At 74.1% G+C, this 20100-nt stretch carries 15 protein-coding genes; 7 read left to right on the top strand and 8 right to left on the bottom strand.

Annotated features, from left to right (window positions below; genetic code table 11):
* The first annotated feature begins 26 nt into the window (after positions 1 to 26).
* Together Cs7R123_RS10180 and Cs7R123_RS10175 are read left to right on the top strand one after the other, a co-directional pair.
* A complete protein-coding gene (locus Cs7R123_RS10180; RefSeq protein WP_212825473.1) occupies positions 27 to 2024 on the top strand; it encodes a sensor histidine kinase KdpD in 1998 nt (665 codons plus the stop codon).
* 17 nt (positions 2025 to 2041) lie between these two features.
* On the top strand, positions 2042 to 2455 hold the full coding sequence (locus Cs7R123_RS10175) for a roadblock/LC7 domain-containing protein (protein ID WP_212829055.1): 414 nt from the start codon (positions 2042 to 2044) through the stop codon (positions 2453 to 2455).
* 12 nt (positions 2456 to 2467) lie between these two features.
* Here Cs7R123_RS10175 and Cs7R123_RS10170 read toward each other — a convergent pair whose 3' ends face one another.
* Positions 2468 to 3910, bottom strand: coding sequence for a serine/threonine-protein kinase (locus Cs7R123_RS10170; RefSeq protein WP_212825471.1), 1443 nt, complete (start codon positions 3908 to 3910; stop codon positions 2468 to 2470).
* A 115-nt stretch (positions 3911 to 4025) separates the two neighbouring features.
* On the opposite strand from Cs7R123_RS10170, the gene Cs7R123_RS10165 reads away from it, so the two are divergent.
* The 3 genes from Cs7R123_RS10165 (at position 4026) to Cs7R123_RS10155 (ending at position 9350) form a co-directional block, all read left to right on the top strand.
* Positions 4026 to 5327: a mannosyltransferase family protein gene (locus Cs7R123_RS10165; protein ID WP_212825469.1), complete on the top strand. Its 1302-nt coding sequence runs from the start codon at positions 4026 to 4028 to the stop codon at positions 5325 to 5327.
* A 367-nt stretch (positions 5328 to 5694) separates the two neighbouring features.
* Positions 5695 to 8121: a transglycosylase domain-containing protein gene (locus Cs7R123_RS10160; RefSeq protein WP_212825467.1), complete on the top strand. Its 2427-nt coding sequence runs from the start codon at positions 5695 to 5697 to the stop codon at positions 8119 to 8121.
* A 170-nt stretch (positions 8122 to 8291) separates the two neighbouring features.
* A complete protein-coding gene (locus Cs7R123_RS10155) occupies positions 8292 to 9350 on the top strand; it encodes an IS30 family transposase (RefSeq protein ID WP_212824477.1) in 1059 nt (352 codons plus the stop codon).
* 209 nt (positions 9351 to 9559) lie between these two features.
* Here the strand turns inward: Cs7R123_RS10155 and Cs7R123_RS10150 are convergent, their stop codons facing one another.
* Positions 9560 to 10420, bottom strand: coding sequence for a slipin family protein (locus Cs7R123_RS10150; protein WP_212825465.1), 861 nt, complete (start codon positions 10418 to 10420; stop codon positions 9560 to 9562).
* 139 nt (positions 10421 to 10559) lie between these two features.
* On the opposite strand from Cs7R123_RS10150, the gene Cs7R123_RS10145 reads away from it, so the two are divergent.
* On the top strand, positions 10560 to 10940 hold the full coding sequence (locus Cs7R123_RS10145) for an MmcQ/YjbR family DNA-binding protein (protein ID WP_212825463.1): 381 nt from the start codon (positions 10560 to 10562) through the stop codon (positions 10938 to 10940).
* 13 nt (positions 10941 to 10953) lie between these two features.
* Here the strand turns inward: Cs7R123_RS10145 and corA are convergent, their stop codons facing one another.
* From corA to Cs7R123_RS10120, 5 genes are all read right to left on the bottom strand, one after another.
* Positions 10954 to 12072: a magnesium/cobalt transporter CorA gene (gene corA / locus Cs7R123_RS10140; RefSeq protein WP_212825461.1), complete on the bottom strand. Its 1119-nt coding sequence runs from the start codon at positions 12070 to 12072 to the stop codon at positions 10954 to 10956.
* 43 nt (positions 12073 to 12115) lie between these two features.
* Positions 12116 to 12631 carry a GNAT family N-acetyltransferase gene (locus Cs7R123_RS10135; RefSeq protein ID WP_212825459.1) on the bottom strand — a complete coding sequence of 172 codons (516 nt, stop codon included), beginning with the start codon at positions 12629 to 12631 and terminating at the stop codon, positions 12116 to 12118.
* 20 nt (positions 12632 to 12651) lie between these two features.
* Positions 12652 to 13515, bottom strand: coding sequence for an NAD(+)/NADH kinase (locus Cs7R123_RS10130; RefSeq protein ID WP_212825457.1), 864 nt, complete (start codon positions 13513 to 13515; stop codon positions 12652 to 12654).
* A 90-nt stretch (positions 13516 to 13605) separates the two neighbouring features.
* Complete coding sequence (locus Cs7R123_RS10125) at positions 13606 to 15186, bottom strand: hypothetical protein (RefSeq protein ID WP_212825456.1); 1581 nt, start codon at positions 15184 to 15186, stop codon at positions 13606 to 13608.
* Complete coding sequence (locus Cs7R123_RS10120; RefSeq protein WP_212825454.1) at positions 15183 to 15521, bottom strand: PadR family transcriptional regulator; 339 nt, start codon at positions 15519 to 15521, stop codon at positions 15183 to 15185. The genes Cs7R123_RS10125 and Cs7R123_RS10120 overlap by 4 nt, the downstream gene beginning before the upstream one ends.
* A gap of 191 nt (positions 15522 to 15712) precedes the next feature.
* Between Cs7R123_RS10120 and Cs7R123_RS10115 the strand changes: the two genes are divergently transcribed.
* A complete protein-coding gene (locus Cs7R123_RS10115; protein WP_244871738.1) occupies positions 15713 to 17545 on the top strand; it encodes a M1 family metallopeptidase in 1833 nt (610 codons plus the stop codon).
* A 56-nt stretch (positions 17546 to 17601) separates the two neighbouring features.
* On the opposite strand, the gene hrpB is transcribed toward Cs7R123_RS10115, so the two are convergent.
* Positions 17602 to 20100, bottom strand: coding sequence for an ATP-dependent helicase HrpB (gene hrpB, locus Cs7R123_RS10110; protein WP_212829053.1), 2499 nt, complete (start codon positions 20098 to 20100; stop codon positions 17602 to 17604).

Raw genomic sequence — 20100 nt, 5'->3', positions numbered from 1 at the left:
CGTTCGACGACGGAGGGATGCACAGCGTGTTACCGAGGACGCGCGACTGGCGGGTGCGTACGCGCCTCACCGCCGTCGTCGTCGTCCCCGCGCTCGCCTTCCTCGCCGTCGCCGGCATCCAGGTCGCGCAGGCCGCCCGCAGCGCCGCCGCGGGCGAGATGTTCGCCGACCGGGTCGCCGTCGCCCGTGCCGCCGCCGAGCTGGTCCACACGTTGCAGGCCGAACGCGACCGCGGGGTCTCGGTGGGCGCACCGTCCGATCGGGACGCCGCGATCGCGGCGACCGACGCCGCCCTGGCCGGCTGGCGCGGCACCGTGGCCGGCACGGACACCGCCGCCGCGCCGTCGCTGGCCCGGCTGCCCCAGCGGCTGCTGGCACTGCGGGCGGGCTACCAGGCGTCCGGCTACGACACCATCGTCGACGAGCTGATCACCGAGATCGACATGACCGCGGTCGGCGCGGTCGACCAGCGGCTGTCGCAGGCCGCCGCGGTCGCGGGCGCGCTGGCCCGGGTCAAGGAGGCCGTCTGCCGGCTGCGCGGGTTCGGCTACTCGGTCCCGCCGCTGGACGGCACCAGCATCGCCGCCCGGGTCGCGCTGCTGCGCCAGGCCCGGACCGACGCGATCGCCCGGCTGGAGGCGACCGCGGCCCGCGCCACCGCGTCCGGCCTGCCGCCCGTCGCCGTCCCGGACGCCGCCGCGGCCGACGCGCTGGCCGCCCGGCTGCCCGGCGGCGCGGTCGACCCGGCGGCCTGGTGGGACGCGGCCAGCGCCGAGATCGACGGCTGGCGTGCGGCAGAGCGCGACCTGGGCACCTGGCTGTCCGGGCGGGCCGAGCGGCAGGTCGACGCGGTGTGGCGCTCGGTGCTCGTCACCGCCGTGGTGGTGCTGCTGGTGCTGCTGCTGGCGGTGGGGGTGTCGGTGGCGGTCGGCCGCGGCATGCTCGCCTCGCTGCGCGAGCTGCGCCGCCGCGCGCTGGCCGTGGCCGAGCAGGAGCTGCCGCAGACGCTGACCCGGCTGCGCGTCGCGGGGCCGCACGACCCGCTCACGCAGGAGCTGCGCATCCTGGAGCGGCCGGGCGGCACCGACGAGATCAGCGAGGTCGCCGCCGCGTTCGAGGCGGTGCGGCTGAGCGCGGTCGAGCTGGCGGTGCACCAAGCGCGGTCCCGGCGTACCCTCAATCTGATCTTCATCAATCTCGCCCGGCGCAGCCAGATCCTGGTCGAGCGGCAGCTGCGCCTGCTCGACGAGATGGAGCGCGACGAGCGCGACCCCGACCACCTGGCCGCGCTGTTCCGGCTGGACCACCTGGCCGCCCGGTTGCGCCGCAACGACGAGAACCTGCTGGTCCTGGCCGGGGCCGAGCCGCGGCGCCGCTGGCGCGAGGGCGTGCCGCTGGCCGCGCTGGCGCTGGCCGCCCTGTCGGAGATCGAGCAGTACGAGCGCGTGCGCGCCGACGTCGCCGACGGGCTGCTCGTCGTCGGGCACGCCGCCGCCGACATCGGCCACCTGCTGGCCGAGCTGCTGGACAACGCCACCGCGTTCTCCGCCCCGCACACCGCGGTGCGGGTCGGTGCGCGGGCGACCGCCGAGGGCGCCGAGGTGGAGATCACCGACGAGGGGATCGGGATCGGCGCCGAGGCGCTGTCGCAGCTGAACGCGCTGCTGGCCCGGCCCGCCGAGGTCGACGTGGCCGCCAGCGAGCGGATGGGCCTGGTGGTGGTGAGCCACCTGGCGGCCCGGCACGGGGTGCGCGTGCGGCTGGCCGCGACCGGCTCGGGGGTCTGCGCCACGGTGCGGCTACCCGCCACTCTGCTGGCCGAGGTCGAACTGTCGGGGGACTCCGCCGCATCGAACTCTGTGGAATCATCGATATCGAAGCCGCGTGGGCACCGGGGGCGCGAACCCGATCCGGAGGCCACCGCGGCGACCCTGACCCGCCTGTACGAGGGTGTGCGGCGCGGCCAGGCGCGAGACGACGGGGCGGCGCCGCCGGCGCCGAACGCCATCGAGGGGGAGTCATGACCACCGCCACCGCCACTCTGAGCAAGCCCGCGCAGGACCTGAACTGGCTGATCGCCGGATTCGCCGACCGGGTGCCGGGCGCCCGGCACGCCGTCGTCGCGTCCTCGGACGGGCTGACCGTGGCCGTCTCGGCGCGCCTGGACCGCCAGACCGCCGACCAGCTCGCCGCGGTCACCTCGGGCCTGATCGGCATGGCCGGGTGCGTGGCCCAGCTCACCGACGGCGACGAGGTGCGCCAGACCGTGGTCGAGATGGGCCGCGGCTACTTCCTCACCATGTCCGTGCGTGACGGCTCGGTGCTGGCCGTGGTCGCCGACGCCGACGCCGACCTGGGCGTGGTCGGCTTCGAGATGGCCCGGCTGGCCAAGCAGACCGGCGAGATCCTCACCCCGGCCCTGCGCGCCGAGCTCCAGCAGGCCCTGCCGCGCTGACGCGCGCCGGGGCTAGTCCTTCAGCTCCTCGGCCATGGCGATCAGCTCGTCGAGCTTGCCGTCGAGCTCCTTGCCCGCCGCGGCGTCGACCTCGTCGGCCTCGACCCAGTCGTGGATGTGGTCCTGGAGCTGCTTGGCGCGGTTGATCACGTTCTTCCACTGGTGCAGGTTCCAGCGCGCGGTCAGGGCGGTCAGGTCCCCGGCGATGTCCGAGGCCCGCTTGGCGGCGATGTCGCCGGTGAGGACCATCTCGGTGGCGCGGCTGCCGATCTGGCCCAGCAGGTCGTTGCCCGCGGCGATGTCGGCCCCGCGGGTCGGCTTCGGGCTGGGGCTCGGGCTGCGCGACGGCTTCGGGGCCGGGCGGCTGGTGGCGGGCGGCGGCGAGGCGTCGCCGCCGGTGGGCTTCATCGCGTTGAACAGCACGAACAGGCCGCCCAGCAGCACCAGCACCATGATCATGGCGAACCCGAGCACCGGCGTACGGCGCCGGCGGCGGTTCATCGCGGGCGGCGGCGGCACGTACTGGCGGGTCGCCGGGGCCGAGGGCACCCGGGCCGCGCCCGAGATCGAGCCGCCGGTCGGGGCCAGCAGGGTCGGGGTGGGCCCGGCCGGGACGCCGACCGCGCCGGGGCCGGTGCCCGGGGCGCCGCCCAGGACGCGCCCGAGGTCGGCCGCGCGCGGGCGCCGGGCCGGGGCCGGGTCGAGCGCCGCGCTGATCAGCACCGCCGCCGCGGGCGGCACGCCGGGCAGGGCCGGCAGCGGCCGGGGGCGGGCGTGCAGGGCGGCGACCTGCTCCCAGTCGTCGGCCGGGTGCAGCCGCCGCCCGGTGGCCATCTCCACCAGCAGCACGCCGAAGGAGTAGACGTCGGCGGCCGGGTTGGCGGCGGCCTGCTGGAGGCGCTCGGGGGCGGCGTACGCCGGGGTGCCGATCACCCAGCCGCCGTGCGCGTCGGGCAGGCCGGTCATGGCGGCGATGCCGAAGTCGAGCACCTTGGCCCCGGTCGGGGTCAGCATGATGTTGCCCGGCTTGATGTCGCGGTGCACCACGTCGCGGGCGTGCGCGGCGGACAGCGCGGCCGCGATCTGCGTGCCGATCGCGGCGACCTGCGGCCACGGCATCGGCCCGGCGGCCATCCGGTCGGCCAGCGAGTCGCCGGTGAGCAGCTCCATCACCAGGTACGGCTCGGAGTGGCCGTCGGGGAAGGAGACCTCGCCGAAGTCGTGCACGGCGGTGATGTTCGGGTGGGTCAGCTGGGCCGCCGACCGCGCCTCCCGCAGCGCGCCCGCGCGCAGGGCGGGGTCGGTGGCCATCGGGCCGGCGAGCACCTTCACCGCCACCGGGCGCCCCAGCACGAGGTCGTGCGCGCGCCACACCTCGGCCATCCCGCCACTGCCGATGCGGCGTTCCAGCAGGTAGCGGTCGTGCAGCTTCAGACCGGGGGTGAAGGCTGACATGGTGCCCAACGCTACCGTGCGGGCGCCCGTCCGGCAGCCTCCGCCTACCCGCTCGGAGGCCGGGACGGCGTAGAGTTGCACGTCCGCACCGAGGTGGCGGCGCTATCCTCTGCGCATGTCCGAGATCGTCATCGCCGTTTCGCCTGTTTCGCCCGATGTGGCGCAGACGGCACCGGCGCCCGCCGGGCCGGTCCCCGCCGGGCCGCCGCCCGCCGCGTCCGTCTGGTCGCGCTGGCGCCCGTCGGTGCTGGCGGGCTTCGTGACCTGGGCCACCGGTATCGCGATCTACTACGCCGTCACCGCGGTGTCGTGGCTGCCGGTGCAGGACCTGTCGGCCAAGGCGGGCGCGGCGCCGGGCACCCTGCACGGACTGCTCGACGCGTGGAACCGCTGGGACACCACCTGGTATCTGATCGTCGCCGACTCCGGCTACACCTACGACGCCCGCGCCACCGCGTTCTTCCCGCTGTACCCGATGGCCGTGCGCGCCGCGGACGCGGTCGTGCCCGGCGGGTCGTACGAGGCGGGCCTGGCCGTGTCGGCGCTGTGCTGCCTCGCGGCGCTGATCCTGCTGCACCGGCTGGCCACCGAGCTGAGCGGTGCGGACGACGCCCGCCGGGCGACGTTCTACCTGCTGGCGTTCCCGACCGGGTTCTACCTGGTCGCGGCGTACAACGAGTCGATGTTCCTGGCGCTGGCGCTGGCCTCGCTGTACTTCATGCGCCGGGGGCGCTGGTGGTGGGCGGGCATGTTCGCCGGGTACGCCAGCGGCACCCGGATGGCGGGCGTGATGCTCGGCGCCGCCTTCGCGGTGGAGTACCTGCGCCAGCGGGGCTTCGCGCTGCGCCGCACCGACGGGCGGCTGCGGGTGAGCTGGCCGAGCCTGAACCGGGGCGTCTTCGCCATCGTGCTGGTCCCCGCCGGGCTGCTGGTGTACATGCTGTACCTCAAGCTGACCTTCGACGACCCGCTGCACTTCCTGGAGTCGCAGAAGAGCTGGTTCCACGACGGGTTCACGCCGCCGTGGCAGGTGGTCATGGACGTCGTCGACCTGATCGACCGCAGCGAGCCGCTGTACGGCCCCGACACCATCCGCAACATCGCCAACCTGGCCACCGCGCTGGGCGTACTGCTGCTGCTCGTGCTGGCCCTGGTCGGGCCGTGGCGGCTGGGCGCGAAGGCCGCCTACCTGGTGGTGTTCGCCGCGGTCGTGATGCTGATGCCGCTGTCCAACCCGATCCACAGCTACTACCCGCTGAGCTCGGTGTGGCGGTTCGCGCTGGAGTGCAGCGTGGCGTTCATGGTGCTGGCGCGGATGGGGCGCCGGCCGGGGTTCGACCGGGCGTACACCGGGGTCGCGCTGGCGCTGCAGGGCGCCATGATCGTCACGTTCGTGCAGGACAACTTCGTGGCGTGAGGAACCGGGTTCCCGCAGCGGGCGCGCCCGCCCGGGACCGGCATCCCGGCGGCGGTGCCCGGCTGGACGCCGACCGGTCCGGCGGGCTGGACGGTGGACCGCTCGGCCGAGTGCCGACCGGTTCTCACGGCCGGATCTGGATGGCCCGTTCGGACGGGTGCCCGGGGTCCGGCCGTGCCCGTCGCGCCCGGCGACACGCGGCGCGACCCGCGCTTTCGCTGATCGACCACCTTCGCTGTCCGCACCGAAAGTTCGGTTAACCGAAATAACTTTGAGTAGTCGTGCCCCCCGGAATCCCGGCCCCCTGCTTAGCCTGCGCCCAGCAACGGCTGGAAACACTCGCTCTCGGGTTAGGACGGTGTGGCAAGTGACTACGTACAGTGATGGAACCCCCGATGGCCAGCCACGTGAGCGGCGCCGGGCCGCGGGGCGGGCGAGCGGCCGGGCCGCGGTGCCCGGGCCGGTGGAGCCGGACGCACCGCTGCCCGCGATCGGCCGCGCCGCGGTGCCCGGCGAGCCGGAACCGCCGAGGCGGGGGCCACGCGGCCGCAAGGGGCGCAGTAGACGCAGGCGCGCCCGCCTGGCCCTGGTCGTGGCGGCGGTCCTGCTGCTGACCGGCGGCGGCCTCATCGGCGGGACCTGGTTCTACGACAGCGTGCCCCGGCCGGAGCAGCTCAGCCTCAAGGAGAACACCGAGATCTGGTCCAGCGACGGCAGGCAGCTGGCCAAGCTGGGTTCGGAGAATCGCACCCTGGTCGTGATGGAGACCCTGGCCAAGCCGGTGCGCGACGCGCTCATCGCGGGCGAGGACAAGAACTTCTACGACCACGACGGCATCGACCCGTGGGGCATCGCCCGAGCGGCCTGGAACAACCTCACCGGCGGGGACCTGCAGGGCGCGTCGACCATCACGCAGCAGTACGCCCGCGCCGCCGCCGACGACCTGGACATCACCTTCGCGCGCAAGGTCCGGGAGGCGGTGATGGCCCGCAAGCTGGAGAAGGAGTACTCCAAGGAAGAGATCATGGGGTTCTACCTCAACACCGTCTACTTCGGCCGCAGTGCGTACGGGGTGGGCGCGGCCGCGCGGGCGTACTTCGGTGTCGAGGCGGCCAAGCTGACCGTGGCGCAGGCGGCGGTGCTGGGCGCGGTGCTGCGCCAGCCCGAGCCGAACTCCGCCCACCAGGGCTACGACCCGCAGAACAACCTCCCCGAGGCCAAACGCCGCTGGGGGTACGTGCTGGACAACATGGTCGAGATGCGCTGGCTGTCGGCGGCCGACCGGGCCGCGCAGGTGTACCCGGAGAAGGACCTCAAGCCGTACAAGCCCGGCCAGTACGCGGGGGAGTGGGGCTACGTCGGCAGCGGCACCGGGCACGTGGTCCACCACGTCGGCGACGAGCTGCGCGCCTGGGGCATCGCCGACTGGCGCAGTGCCGGATACCGCATCACCACCACCATCGACTCCCGGGCCCAGCACGCGCTGGAGCAGCAGGTGTACCGCTCGCACGAGTGGCGCCGGACCTGCAAGACCACGGCCGGCAAGGAGGTGTGCACCGAGGAGCTGGTGCGCGCGGTCGACGGCAAGGGCACCCTGCTGGCCGGGCAGCCGAAGAACCTGATGGCCGCGGCGGTCGCGATCGACCCGGCCAGCGGCCGGGTGCTGGCGTACTACGGCGGCAACGACGGCACCGGCACCGACTACGCCGGGATCAACGCCGCGGGCAGCGACGCTGAGTTCGGCGGGCACCCGCCCGCGTCCTCGTTCAAGATCTACACGCTGGCGGCGGCGCTGGAGCACGGATACTCGATCAAGAGCAGGTGGAACTCGACCGAGCTGAAGAAGAGCGGGGGCGACGAGTTCGACGTCTCCAACTCCGGGCGCGACAACGACGCCAGCTGCGGCAAGGACTGCCCGCTGGACCTGATGACGATCAAGTCGTTCAACGTGCCGTTCTTCAAGATCACCAAGGCGATCGGGCCGGAGCAGGTGATCGACCTGGCGCGCCGCGCGGGCGTACACACCATGTGGTCCACCAACGACGGCAAGGCCCGCCATCTCGACGCCCCGGACGCGAAGATCGGCCGCGACTCCTTCTACTACCAGGTCGGCTTCGGCCAGTACCCGATCACGGTGCTCGACCACGCCACCGGCGCGGCCACCTTCGCCGCCGGCGGCGTCTACCACAAGCCGCACTTCGTGGTGAAGGTCGAGCGCAAGAACCGCGACACCGGCGCCTGGGAACCCGTCCCCGGCACCGGCGAGCAGCTCGAAACCCGCCGCGCCTTCACCAAGGCGATCGCCGACGAGGTGACCGGGGTGCTCAAGCAGATCACCGGTGCGCACGCCCTGAACGGGCGCCAGGCCGCCGCCAAGACCGGCACCTGGGAGAACGGCCAGCGCGACGCCAAGGGCCGCAAACTCTACGACCACCAGAACTCCCACGCCTGGTTCGTGGGGTACACCCCGCAGATCGCCACCGCGGTCTGGGTCGGCAACGTACGCGAGGAGCTGCCGATCCAGGACAAGAACAAGCGGCCCATCGCCGGGGCGCGGCTGCCCGGCGACATCTGGGAGGGGTTCATGAACGCCGCGCACAAGGCGATGAAGCTGCCGCCGCAGCCGCTGCCCGACGGCACGGGCGGCGCGATCGGGCGTACGGACATCGGCGACGGCGTGCCGGAACCGAGCGCACCGCCGACCACCCCGCCGCCGGTAACCCCGTGCGACCCGGCAACCTGCCCGACCTCTCCTACCCCGACCCCCAGCCGCTCCCCGTCCCCGCGCCCCTGACCGGGTCCGCACTCCGGGCGCCGGCCCGCTGGCGTGGCGCGGATCGGCGCGCCCACGCCCGTCCTTAGATAAACGCTGGCCTATCTCATCGAGTCTGATCTCCTTGATCACAACCAGTTGTTGCAATTCGGGTTGTACCGCCCGACGCGACAAGTGGTGGGGGTTGGGCGGTGCCGGGTAAGCGGCTGACGGCAGAGCAGCGGGCGACGATCCAGCGGTGTTGGGCGGCGGGGTTCACCCAGGTCCAGATAGCGATCGCGGTCGGGGTGCACGCCTCGACGGTGTGCCGGGAGGTGGCCCGTAACGGCGATGACCGTTACGGGCCGCCTCACCTGCGGCGCAGGGGTCCGGGCGGGCGGCTGGTGCGGGCGTACCGGCTCCGCTATGACGCGGTGCTGGCGCAGTTGCGGGCCGGGCGGCGGGCGCGGCGGCCCAAGCCGGCGAAGCTGGCCGTCCCGGGGCCGTTGCGCGACACGGTCGTGGCGGGGCTGGCCAAGCGGTGGTCACCGGAGCAGATCGCGGGACGATTGCGTTTCGCCCATCCCGACGCCCCGGAGTGGCACGTGTCCGCAGAGACGATCTACCTGGCGATCTATGTGCAGGCCCGCGGCGGCCTGAAGGACCTGTTCGAACGGCCGGTCCTGCGCACCGGCCGCGCCCACCGCCGCCCGGCGCAGCCCGACGGCCGCCGCGCCCGGTTCGCCGACCTGCCGCACATCAGCACCCGCCCGGCCGACGCCGCCGACCGCAAGACCGCCGGCCACCACGAAGGCGACCTCATCATCGGCGCCCACGGCAGGTCCGGCATCGCCACCGTCGTGGAACGGACCACCCGCTACCTCACCCTGACCGCCCTGCCCGACCACCACGACCCCGCCGCCGTCGCCGAAGCCGTCGCCGACCGACTGACCCACCTGCCCCGCCAACTACTACGCAGCCTCACCTGGGACCGCGGCTTCGAGATGGCCCACTCCCACAAGCTGTTCACCGCCCGCACCGACTGCCAGGTCTACTTCGCCAACCCCCACAGCCCCTGGGAACGCGGCACCAACGAGAACACCAACGGCCTACTACGCGAATACCTGCCCAAAGGCACCGACCTCAGCGTCCACACCCAGGAACACCTCGACGGGGTCGCCGCTGAGATCAACGGACGACCCCGCAAGATCCTCGGCTTCAGAACACCAGCCGAAGTACTCCAGGAACAGCTAATTGCAACTACCGGGTGAAACCGCCCTCGCTGTAGTCGATGAGATAGGCCAGCGTTTATGTAAAGCGGGGCGTGCCGCACCACCCCGCGCACGGAACGCTGGCCGGCGTTCGTGCAGTTTCGGGGAAACTGCACGAACGCCGGCCAAGATTCCTGCACTTTCCCCGAAACTGCACGAATGCACCGCCCCGCCCGCCCGAGGGACGGGGCGGGACGGGGCGGAGCGGGTCACTCCGACGGGGCGCGGTGGTGGGGGATGGGGGGAGTGGGCGGCTGGGGGTCGGTGGGGGCGGCGGCGGACTCGCCCGAGGCCCGGTCGAAGAAGCGGAGCAGCTCCACCGGGAACGGCATCACCAGCGTCGAGTTCTTCTCCGCCGCGACCTCGACCACCGTCTGCAGCAGGCGCAGTTGCAGCGCCCCGGGCGTGTTCGCCATGATCGTCGAGGCGTCGGCCAGGCTCTGCGCGGCCCGGAACTCGCCGTCGGCGGTGATGACCCGGGCGCGCCGCTCCCGCTCCGCCTCGGCCTGCTTCGACATCGACCGCTTCATCGACTCGGGCAGCTGCACGTCCTTGATCTCGACCCGGTCGATGTGGATGCCCCACGCCGTCATCGGCCCGTCGAGCAGCACCCGCAGCTCGCGGTGCAGCTCGTCGCGGTTGGACAGCAGGTCGTCCAGCTCGCTCTTGCCGATGATGGAGCGCAGCGAGGTCTGCGCCAGCAGCTCGACGGCGTACATGTACTTCTGTACCTCGATGACGGCTCGGTACGGGTCGCTGACCCGGAAGTAGACCACCGCGTCGACCTTCACCGAGACGTTGTCCCTGGTGATGCCCTCCTGGGACGGCACCGGCAGGGTCACGATCTGGATGTTGACCTTCCGCAGCCGGTCCACCATCGGGATGATCACCGCGATCCCGGGCTGGCGGACCCGCTTGAGCGCCCGCCCGAACCGGAACACGATGCCCCGCTCCACCTGGTTGATGATCCGTACGCCGCCGAACATCGCCCAGGCGAACACCAGGATCAGCAGCGCGCACGGCACCGCCGTGGCGAGGCTGGCCAGGGCCTTGCCCAACACATCGGACATGACGTCCTCCGACTCTGCGCACCCGTCCCGGCGCGGGCCGTCCCGGTCGTGTCGCGGGTGCTCCGGCATAGAGCATGGCGGATGGCGTCCACTGCCGCTGCCCCCTGCGGGCGCGGCGACCGGCGCATAGGGTGAGGACATGGCCACCTGGGACGACGTACGCCGGATCGCCGCGGCGCTGCCCGAGACCGCCGAACCGTCGCCGCACGAGTGGCGCGTCGGCGACAAGCTGTACGCGTGGGCGCGCCCGCTGCGCAAGGGCGATCTGGAGGCGCTGGGCGACGCCGCGCCCGACGGCCCGATCCTGGCCGCCCGGGTGCCCGATCTCGGCGCCCGCGCGGCGCTGCTGGCCGACGATCCGTCGGTCTACTTCACCACGCCGCACTTCGACGGCTATCCGGCGGTGCTGGTGCGGCTGGAGCTGATCGGACCGGAGGAGCTGGCCGAGCTGGTGACCGAGGCGTGGCTCAGCCGGGCGCCCAAGCGGCTGGCCAAGGCGTTCCTGGCCGAGCGGGGCTGAGCCCGGTCGCGCCTCAGAGCCAGCCGGAGCGGCGGAACGCGCGGTACATGGCGAACGCGACGAGGAACATCAGCGCGAGCACCATCGCGTAGCCGTAGCGCCAGTGCAGCTCGGGCATGAACTCGAAGTTCATGCCGTAGATGCCGGCGATGGCGGTCTGCGCCGCCGCGATGGCCGCCCAGGCCGCGATCTTGCGCATGTCGTTGTTCTGGTCGACGCTCAGCTGCGCCAGGCGCGCCTGCAGGATCGAGTTCAGCAGGTCGTCGTACCCGATGATGCGCTCGACGGTGCGCAGCAGATGGTCGTTGACGTCGCGGAAGTAGCGCCGGATCTCCTTGGGCAGCAGCTCCTTGTCCTCGATGAGCGCCGCCAGCGGGTGCTGGAGCGGGGCCACCGCCCGCTTGAACTCCATCAGCTCGCGCTTGAGCTGGTAGATCTGCGCGGCCCGGTTCTTCGACTGGGAGGAGAAGACGTGGTCCTCCAGCTCGTCGATGTCGTTCTCGAAGGCGACGGCCACCTCCAGGTACGAGTCGACCAGCCGGTCCGACACCGCGTGCGCCACCGCCCAGGGGCCCTGGGCGAGCAGGTCGGGCCGCTTCTCCAGGTCGGCGCGCACGGGCGCGAGCTGCCCGGCCGACCCCTGCCGGACCGTGATCACGAACCCGTCCCCGATGAAGATCACGACCGAGCCGGTCTCCACCACCTCGGAGGTCTCGGTCAGCTCCGGGTGCTCGACGTAGCGGGTGGTGCGCAGGACGAACACGCTGACGTCGCCGAACCGCTCGATCTTGGGGCGCTGCCGGGGCGTGACGGCGGCCTCGACGGCCAGCTCGTCCAGCCCGAACGCGGCCGCGATCGGGGCGAACTCGGCCTCGGTCGGCTGGTGCAGCCCCAGCCACAGGAACGAGCCCCGCTGCGCCCGCACCTGCGCGAGCGCGTCGGCGTACCCGCAGCGGCCGGGGGTGCGGTGGCCGCCGACGTACACCGCGCAGTCGACGACGCAGTCGGCGTGGTCGTGGTCGTGCTCGTCGGGGACGTCGTGCCCGCCGGGACGGATCCGGGAGGCCGCCTTGCGCAGCGGCGCGGTCCATCCCCAGGGTGTCGCGCCCGTCGGGTGCTGGTGTCCGGACACGCGCTCACCTCCGGTGACAGGTCTTCCGGATGATCGTAGTCGGTCAGAGCCGGTCGAACGGCGCCGCGTAGGCGAACGGCCCGACCAGCCCGCGATGGTACGCGTGCAGCGGGCGGGCCTGGAAGTGCGGCGTCCACTCGGGGTCGGGCGGGGTGATGCCCAGGCCGGAGGCGATGCGGAAGCCGAAGCGGTGGTAGTAGCCGTGGTCGCCGAGCAGCACCACGACCGGCTCGTCGAGCGCGTCGGCGGCACCGAGCACCGTGTGCACGAGGGCGCTGCCGACCCCGGTGCGCTGGTGGTCGGGGCGCACGCTCAGCGGCCCGAGCCCGAGCACGGGCGCGTCGCCGACGTGGGCCCGGGTGCACAGGACGTGCCCGATGATGGCTCCGTCGTGGGCGACCGCGACCAGCGACAGCGCGGGCAGCCAGCCGCCGTCGGCGCGCAGCTCGTCCACGAGCCTGGCCTCGGCCGGGGCAGGGCTGTCCGGTCGCGCGAACGCGGCGGTGGTGACGTCGCGGATGGCGACGACGTCGGCGGGTCGTTCTCTGCGGATCAGCACGGCTCCATTGTCCGATGCGGTCAATCGACTTCGAGGCTGCCGCGCACCTGGAGCTTGCGCCGCGCCCGCTCGTAGAACGTGCTGTGCCCCAGCCGCACCACCTGCGCCGCGTCGGTGACGGCGGTGACCGTCAGCCGGTCCCCGGCCCCGACGAACCCGTCGACCCGCCCGTCCACCTCGACGGCCAGCCGCCCGCACGTCGGCAGCAGGCGCAGGCACAGCCGCTCGTCGGCGGGCAGGATCAGCGCCCGGTTGAACGTCGAGTGCGCCGCGGCCGCGGTGACCAGCATCGCGCGCACGGTCGGGGCGACGATCGGGCCGCCCGCGGAGAAGCTGTACGCCGTAGAGCCGGTCGGCGTGGCCACGATGACGGCGTCGGCGGCGTACCGGACGAAGGGCTGCTCCTGCATCTCGATCGCGACCGCCGCCAGGCCGTCGCCGGGGGTCCGTACCACCGCGATGTCGTTGAACGCCGTGACCGCGCGCCCGTCGGGCAGGGTGGCGCGCACCGCCAGCCGCGGCTCCACCGCGTAGTGGTGGTTGTCGATCGCCGACAGCGCCGCGGGCAGGTTGCCGACGTCGATCTCGGCCAGGAAGCCCAGCCGGCCGAGGTTGACGCCGAGCACGGGCGTCGACCGGCCCGCGATCAGGCGCATCGAGCGCAGCATGGTGCCGTCGCCGCCCAGGCTCACCACCAGGTCGGCCCGCTCGGCCAGCTCCTGGGCGGGCACCGGCACCGCCTCGCACGCGATCCGGTCGATCTCGTCGGGCAGGCCGAGCACGGTCACGTCGCGGCGGCTGGCCCAGCCCATCACCATGGTGATCGCGGGCACCGAGTCCCGCTCCGGATGCAGCACCAAGCCGACCGTGTGTACCAGGCCCACGCTGCCACTCTACGGTCCGCGACCGCACGATGATCTTCGTATCGTGCAGTTTCGGGGAAACTGCACTGTGCCTTCGCCGGTGTGCGGGTGTCAGGGCCGGGGGCGGGGCGGGGTGTGGCGGAAGCGGGTCAGTGCGGCCGCGGCCAGCAGCACCAGCGGGACGGGGCCCCAGGCGGGCAGGTCGGGCAGGGTGAGCCAGGCCAGCCAGGTGGTCGCCCCGATCCCGGCGACCAGCGCGGCTGCCCGGGGCAGGGCGTGCCGGTGCGCCCACGCGGCGTGCACGGCCGCCGCGAGCGGCACCACGGCCAGGGTCGCGGCCAGCCCGGTGGTGCGGGCCAGGTGCCAGCCGGTCACGCTCCAGTCGTTGGAATAGACCCCCACCGCGTACGCCGCCAGCAGCGTCACCGTCCCCGCCGTCCCGGCGGCCGTCCACCGGCGCCCCACCCCGCCCTCGGCGCTCGGCGCTCCGCCTGCCGCCAGCGCCCCGCCCGCGGTCAGGCACGTCACCGCAGTGGCCAGCACGTGGGCGGTCACCGCCCCGACCAGCCCCGCGAACGCGACCAGCCCGACGGCGTACCCGATCAGGACCGATCCGGCCTCGCCAGGGGCTGACCACGATCCGCCGCGGTCGGCGCCCGCGCGGCGGCGTCGCAGGCGGGCCATGCCCAGCAGCACGATGCACGTGCCCAGCAGCACCTCGGCCAGCCGCCCGAACTTCGGCAGCTCCCCGGCGGCCCGCCAGGTGCCGGTGTCGACCGGCCCGAGCCAGGCTCCCGGCAACCCGATCAGCAGCGTCGCCCAGAGCCAGGCCCGCTCCGGCGTCCCGGTCGGCCGCGCCGTCCCGCTCGGCCCCGGCGTCCGGCCCGGGCTCAGGTCTCCGGCCGGATCGGGCGTCCCGGCCCGCGCCGGAGGGTGCCGCGTCAGACCGCCCTGGACCGGCGTGCGGACTGCCAGGGCGCCGACGGCCGCGGCGACGACACAGCCCACCTGGGCGATGGTCGGCTGGTAGTAGGAGGCGGTGTGCTGGCCGGGCCAGGCCCGCATCACCACGTCGGCGCCGGTCGCGACGGCCACGGCCCCGGCGGCGATGCCCGCGCGCAGCTCGCCGCTGCCGGGACGGTCGACCCGCCCGGCCACCGGCAGCGCCAGGGCGCCGAAGCACAGCAGTGCGGCGAGCACCCACAGCGGCGGCCGGTGCAGCGGGGTCAGCGGCGCGAGCAGCGGCAGCAGCGCGGTCACCGCGAGCGCGCCCCCGATCGCGGCCCGGCCGGCCCGCGCCGGAGCCAGCACCACCACGGCGGTCGCGACCAGCCAGGCGGCGTACGCGAGGGGGCCGAGCGTGGCGGGACGGCCCGGCGTTGCGGGGGAGCCCTCGATGCGCCACCACAGGAACGCGCTGACGCCCGCGGCCAGGGCCAGCGCGACCGGCGCGGCGGTGCCCAGACCCTCGTCGAGACCGTCGTCGGTGGACAGGCCGAGGCGGCAGCGCGCCCCGTTGCGCAGCAGGTCGGCGGCGTCGGCGGCGGTCGGGCGGCGGCGGCCGGGCGGGGCGGCGTCGAGCAGGGTGGCCAGCAGTTCGGCCCCGCGCTCCTCGCGCCACCAGCGCGGGTACGCGCGCAGCAGCGTCCGGTAGCGACGCTCCAGCGGATCGGCCGCCGCGCCGCCGCTCATGCGGCGGCGGTGCCCTTGGCGCGGCGGCGCAGCCGGGCCGCCGCGGCGCGGGCGTTGCTGGTCATCCGCTGGACTTCGGCGTCGAGCAGTTGGGCCCCGGAGTCGGTGAGGCGGTAGTAGCGGCGCAGCCGCCCGTCGACCACCTCCTCGCCGGCGGCGGCGACGAGCTGCTGGTCGACGAGGCGGTCGAGTGCGCCGTAGAGGGTGCCCGGGCGCAGGATCACCCGGCCGTCGGAGAGGGCGTCGACCTCCTGGATCACGCCGTAGCCGTGCAGGGGTCCTTCGGCCAGCGCGGAGAGGATCAGAAACGTCGGCTCCTGCAGCGCGGTGCTCACCGCCCCAACCTACGCGTGCCGACGCATGCGTGGGGGGCACGCTGGCGGCAAACCGCCATCTTCGCGGAGGTATCGGCGTGTCGCGCTGCCGCCTCATGGTGCCGCCCTGCCCCGACCCATAGATTGACGACAATGTCCGTCGCGGGCACGACCGACACACCCCGTCGGTGTCCCATACCTGGAGGACCTCCATGCTCCGAAGAGCTCTGCGAAGCATCGCCGCAGGTGGTGCCCTCGCGCTGATCGCGACCGCCGCCACCGGTGTGCTCACCGCCACCCCCGCCCACGCGGCCTGCACCCCGGCGCAGGTCGTCGGCAACGCGGGCTTCGAGACCGGCACCACGCCGTGGGGCGGCAGCTCCGGCGTGATCGGCACGTTCGCCGCCCAGCCCGCGCGCACCGGCACCCGCGACGCGTTCCTCAACGGCGTCGGATCCGCCAACACCAAGACGCTGTCGCAGTCGGTCGTCCTGCCCGCGGGCTGCAACTCGGCCACCCTGACGTTCTGGCTGCACATCGACACCGCCGAGACCACCACGAGCACCGCGTACGACACGCTGAGCGTGCAGCTGGGCTCCACCACGGTCGCGTCGTACTCGAACCTCAACAAGGCCGCCGGATACCAGCAGCGCACGGTCAACGTGTCGGCGTTCGCCGGGCAGACGGTGAACCTGCTGTTCACCGGCGTCGAGGACAGCAGCCTCCAGACCAGCTTCGCCATCGACGACGTCGCGCTGGACGTGGCCGAGGGCACCCCCTCCTCGCCCACCCGCACGCCCGCCAACGCCGGATACACGCTGAACCTGACCAGCGACGCGACCGGCGCGAACTGGACCGGCCACGAGACCATCGGCTTCACCAACGTGTCGTCGGTCGCGCTGAGCGAGGTCTACCTGCGACTGTGGGACAACTACCACGGCACCTGCCCGTCGGTGCAGCCGATCAAGGTCAGCAACGTCACCGGCGGCACGGCGGGCAGCCTGGAGGTCGCCTGCACCGCGCTGAAGATCACGCTGCCGGCGCCGCTGGCCCAGGGCCAGTCCGGCACGGTCGGCTTCGACGTGTCGATCGCGGTGCCCGACGGCAGCGACCGGTTCGGCCGCGACGGGTCCTACAACTTCATCGGCAACGCGATCCCCGTGCTCGCGGTCCGCGACGGCGCCGGCTGGCACCTCGACCCGTACACCAACAACGGTGAGAGCTTCTACCAGCTGGCCAGCAACTACACGGTGACCCTGGACCACCCCACGTCCGTGCTCACCCCGGCCAGCGGCACCTCCACCGAGGCGCCGGGCGGCAGCGGGCGCACCGTCACCACCGCGACCGCCAACAACGTGCGCGAGTTCGCCTGGGTGGCCGGGCCGTTCGTCAAGACGAGCACCACCTCGTCGGGCGGCGTGCTGGTCAACACGTACCGGACCTCGGGCATCACCGCCAGCACCGCGTCCAGCATGCAGAGCACCGCGGCGTCGGCGATGGACGGGCACGGCTCGCGCTTCGGGGCGTACCCGTACGGCGAGGTCGACCTGATCCTGCACAACAACTTCTGGTTCGGCGGCATGGAGTACCCGGGCATCGTGCTGTCGCAGGCCAGCGCCACCCCGGTCATCCACGAGCTGGGCCACCAGTGGTTCTACGGCATCGTCGGCGACGACGAGTACACCGTGCCGTGGCTGGACGAGGGCTTCACCGACTACGCCACCGACCTCCAGCGCGGGGTCACCGGCACGAACTGCTGGAACAGCGTGAGCTGGGCGAGCAGCGCCGAGAAGACCACCAACTCGATGGCGTACTGGGACGCGCACTCCAGCCGGTACAGCACGGTGGTCTACACCTACGGCAAGTGCGTGCTGCACGACCTGCGCCGCCTCATCGGCACCAGCGCCATGCAGACCATGCTGCTGAACTACGCCCAGTCCCACTGGTACGGCATCAGCACGGTCGCCGACTTCAAGGCCGCCGCGCAGGCCGCGACCACCACCGACCTGACCTCGTTCTGGACCACGCACCGGGTCGAGGGCTGACAGACCGGCCGGACCCGGGTCAGCGACGCCCCGGGTCCGGCTTCACCCGTCGCCGCTCAGCCGCGCGGTTTGGTCCGCCGGGTCGGCTCGGCGACCGCCGGGTCCTCCGGCCACGGGTGGCGCGGGTAGCGCCCGCGCAGCTCCGCCCGCACCTGCGGATATCCGGTGCGCCAGAACGAGCCCAGGTCGGCGGTGACCGCCGCCGGGCGCCCGGCCGGTGACAGCAGGTGCAGCACCACCGGCACCCGGCCACCCGCGAGCTTCGGCGTGCCCGCCCAGCCGAACACCTCCTGCACCTTCACCGCCAGCACCGGCGCGGCCGGGTCGGTGTAGTCCACCCGGATCCGCGAACCCGTCGGCACCTCGATCCGCTCCGGGGCGAACTGGTCCAGCTGCGCCGCCTGCGCCCACGGCAGCAGCCGCCGCAGCGCGGCCGCCACGTCCACCCGGCTCAGGTCCGCCCGCCGCCGGGCCTGTGCCAGCTCCGGCCCGAGCCAGTCGCCGACCCGGGCCAGCAGCGCGTCGTCGTCGACCGCGGGCCACGGCTCGCCCAGCGCGTACGCGCAGAAGGCCAGCCGCTGCCGCATGGCCTCGGCGTCGCCGTCCCAGCGCAGCAGCTTCAGCCCCTCCCGGCGCAGGCCCTCGGCCAGCGCCGCCGCGACCAGCTCCCGAGGCGGCCGGGACAGGGGCTTCTCCGCCAGGACGATCGCGCCCAGCCGGGTCGCGGTGCGGGCCAGCACGTCCCCGTCCACCCAGGACACCTCGTCGCCGCCGGCCAGCAGGTCCGGCGCCGCCGCGCGGGCGGTCGCCTCGTCGGCGGCCGCGGCCAGCCGCACCCGGGCGTCGCGGCTGCCCGGCTGCCGGTCGGCCGAGGCCACCGCCAGCCAGCCGACCCCGCCCAGCCCCGAACCGGGCGCGAGCTCCGCGGCCGTACCGCCGGTCATCAGATAGGTCCGGCCGCCCGCCGCGCGCAGCCGCGCCAGCCGCTCCGGGTACGCCAGCCCCACCACCAGCGCCGCCGCCAGGTCGTCGGTCAGTGCCGTCCGGTCCGGCTGCGCCCCGGTCTCGCGCAGCGCGGTCGACAGCCGCCGCGTCTCGGTGCGCCACGCGGCGCTCGCGGCCGCGTCCGCCCCGTCGCGCAGCCGCCGCCAGGCCACGGCCAGGTCGTCGGTCGGCGGCGGGCTGTCTGCCGACAGCAGCGCCACCACCTCGGCGGCCCGATGCGCCCCCACCTGCGGCGCCGCGTCGAGCAGCGCGCGGGCCAGGCGCGGATGCGCGCCCACCCGGGCGATGGCGCGGCCGCGCGCGGTGACCCGGCCGTCGGCGTCGACCGCGCCCAGCACGGCCAGCGTCTCCCGGGCCACGTGCGCGGCAGCCGCCGGGGGCGGCTCGGGCAGGGCCAGGCCGCCGCCGTCCGGGCTGCCCCAGCACGCCAGTTGCAGCATGAACGCGGTCAGGTCGGCGGTGGCCAGCTCCGGCTCGGCGTACGCGGGCAGCCGGTCGTGTTCGGCCTGCGACCAGCACCGGTACACCGCGCCCGGTGCCTGCCGCCCCGCGCGGCCCGCCCGCTGCTGCGCCGAGGCCCGCGACACCCGCACCGTCACCAGCGCGTCCAGCCCCCGGGCCAGATCCGTACGCGGGACGCGGGCCAGCCCCGCGTCGACCACGATCCGCACCCCCGGCACAGTCAGGCTGCTCTCGGCCACCGACGTGGCCAGCACCACCCGGCGCCGCGCCCCCTCGTGCAGGACGGCGTCCTGGCTGCCCCCGCCCTGGCGGCCGTGCAGGGTCAGCACGTCGACCCCGGCCAGCCCGCCCAGCCGCGCCGCGACCGCGTCCAGCTCGCGGGCGCCGGGCAGGAACGCCAGCAGGTCACCCGGCGACTCCCGCAGGGCCTGCCGGACCACCGCGGCGACGTGGTCGAGCAGGCGCGGATCCACCCGCAGGCCGTACGGCGCGTCGACGGGCCCCGTCGGCGGGCACCAGTGCACCGCCACCGGGTGCGGGGAGCCCTCGGCCGTGACGATCCGGGTGCCCGGTCCGAGCAGCGCCGCCAGCGGCTGCCCGGCGACCGTCGCCGACGCCGCGACCAGGCGCAGGTCCGGCCGCAGCGCCGCCCGCACGTCCACTCCGAACGCCAGGGCCAGGTCGGCGTCGAGCTGCCGCTCGTGCACCTCGTCCAGCAGCAGCGCCGCCACGCCCGCCAGCTCCGGGTCGCGCTGCATCCGCTGCACCAGCAGCCCTGTCGTCACCACCTCGACCCTGGTGCCGGCGCTGGTCCGGGTGTCGCCGCGCACGCTGTAGCCGACGGGGCCGCCCAGGGCGGTGCCGGTCAGCTCGGCCATCCGGCGCGCGGCGGCGCGGGCGGCGACCCGGCGCGGCTGGGCGACCACGATCCGGCCCGGCAGCGCGTCGGCCAGGGCGAGCGGGGCGAGGGTGGTCTTGCCCGAGCCGGGCGGGGCGACCAGGACGGCGGTGCCGGTGTCGCGCAGCGCGGCGACCAGGTCGGGGAGCACGGCACGGACGGGCAGGTCGGTGTCGGGCCGCGCGGCCAG

Origin of the sequence: Catellatospora sp. TT07R-123 (assembly GCF_018327705.1) — a bacterium.
Classification (GTDB): Bacteria; Actinomycetota; Actinomycetes; order Mycobacteriales; family Micromonosporaceae; genus Catellatospora.
The sequence above is the reverse complement of the archived record's forward strand: the minus strand, read 5'-3'. Positions and strand labels throughout refer to the sequence as shown.

Excerpts from the sequence above, each read along its gene's own strand:
- Cs7R123_RS10170 (WP_212825471.1), bottom strand. The coding sequence starts at position 3,910 with ATGTCAGCCTTCACCCCCGGTCTGAAGCTGCACGACCGCTACCTGCTG.
- Cs7R123_RS10165 (WP_212825469.1), top strand. The coding sequence starts at position 4,026 with ATGTCCGAGATCGTCATCGCCGTTTCGCCTGTTTCGCCCGATGTGGCG.
- Cs7R123_RS10125 (WP_212825456.1), bottom strand. The coding sequence starts at position 15,186 with ATGAGCGGCGGCGCGGCGGCCGATCCGCTGGAGCGTCGCTACCGGACG.
- Cs7R123_RS10145 (WP_212825463.1), top strand. The coding sequence starts at position 10,560 with ATGGCCACCTGGGACGACGTACGCCGGATCGCCGCGGCGCTGCCCGAG.
- Cs7R123_RS10150 (WP_212825465.1), bottom strand. The coding sequence starts at position 10,420 with ATGTCCGATGTGTTGGGCAAGGCCCTGGCCAGCCTCGCCACGGCGGTG.
- Cs7R123_RS10115 (WP_244871738.1), top strand. The coding sequence starts at position 15,713 with ATGCTCCGAAGAGCTCTGCGAAGCATCGCCGCAGGTGGTGCCCTCGCG.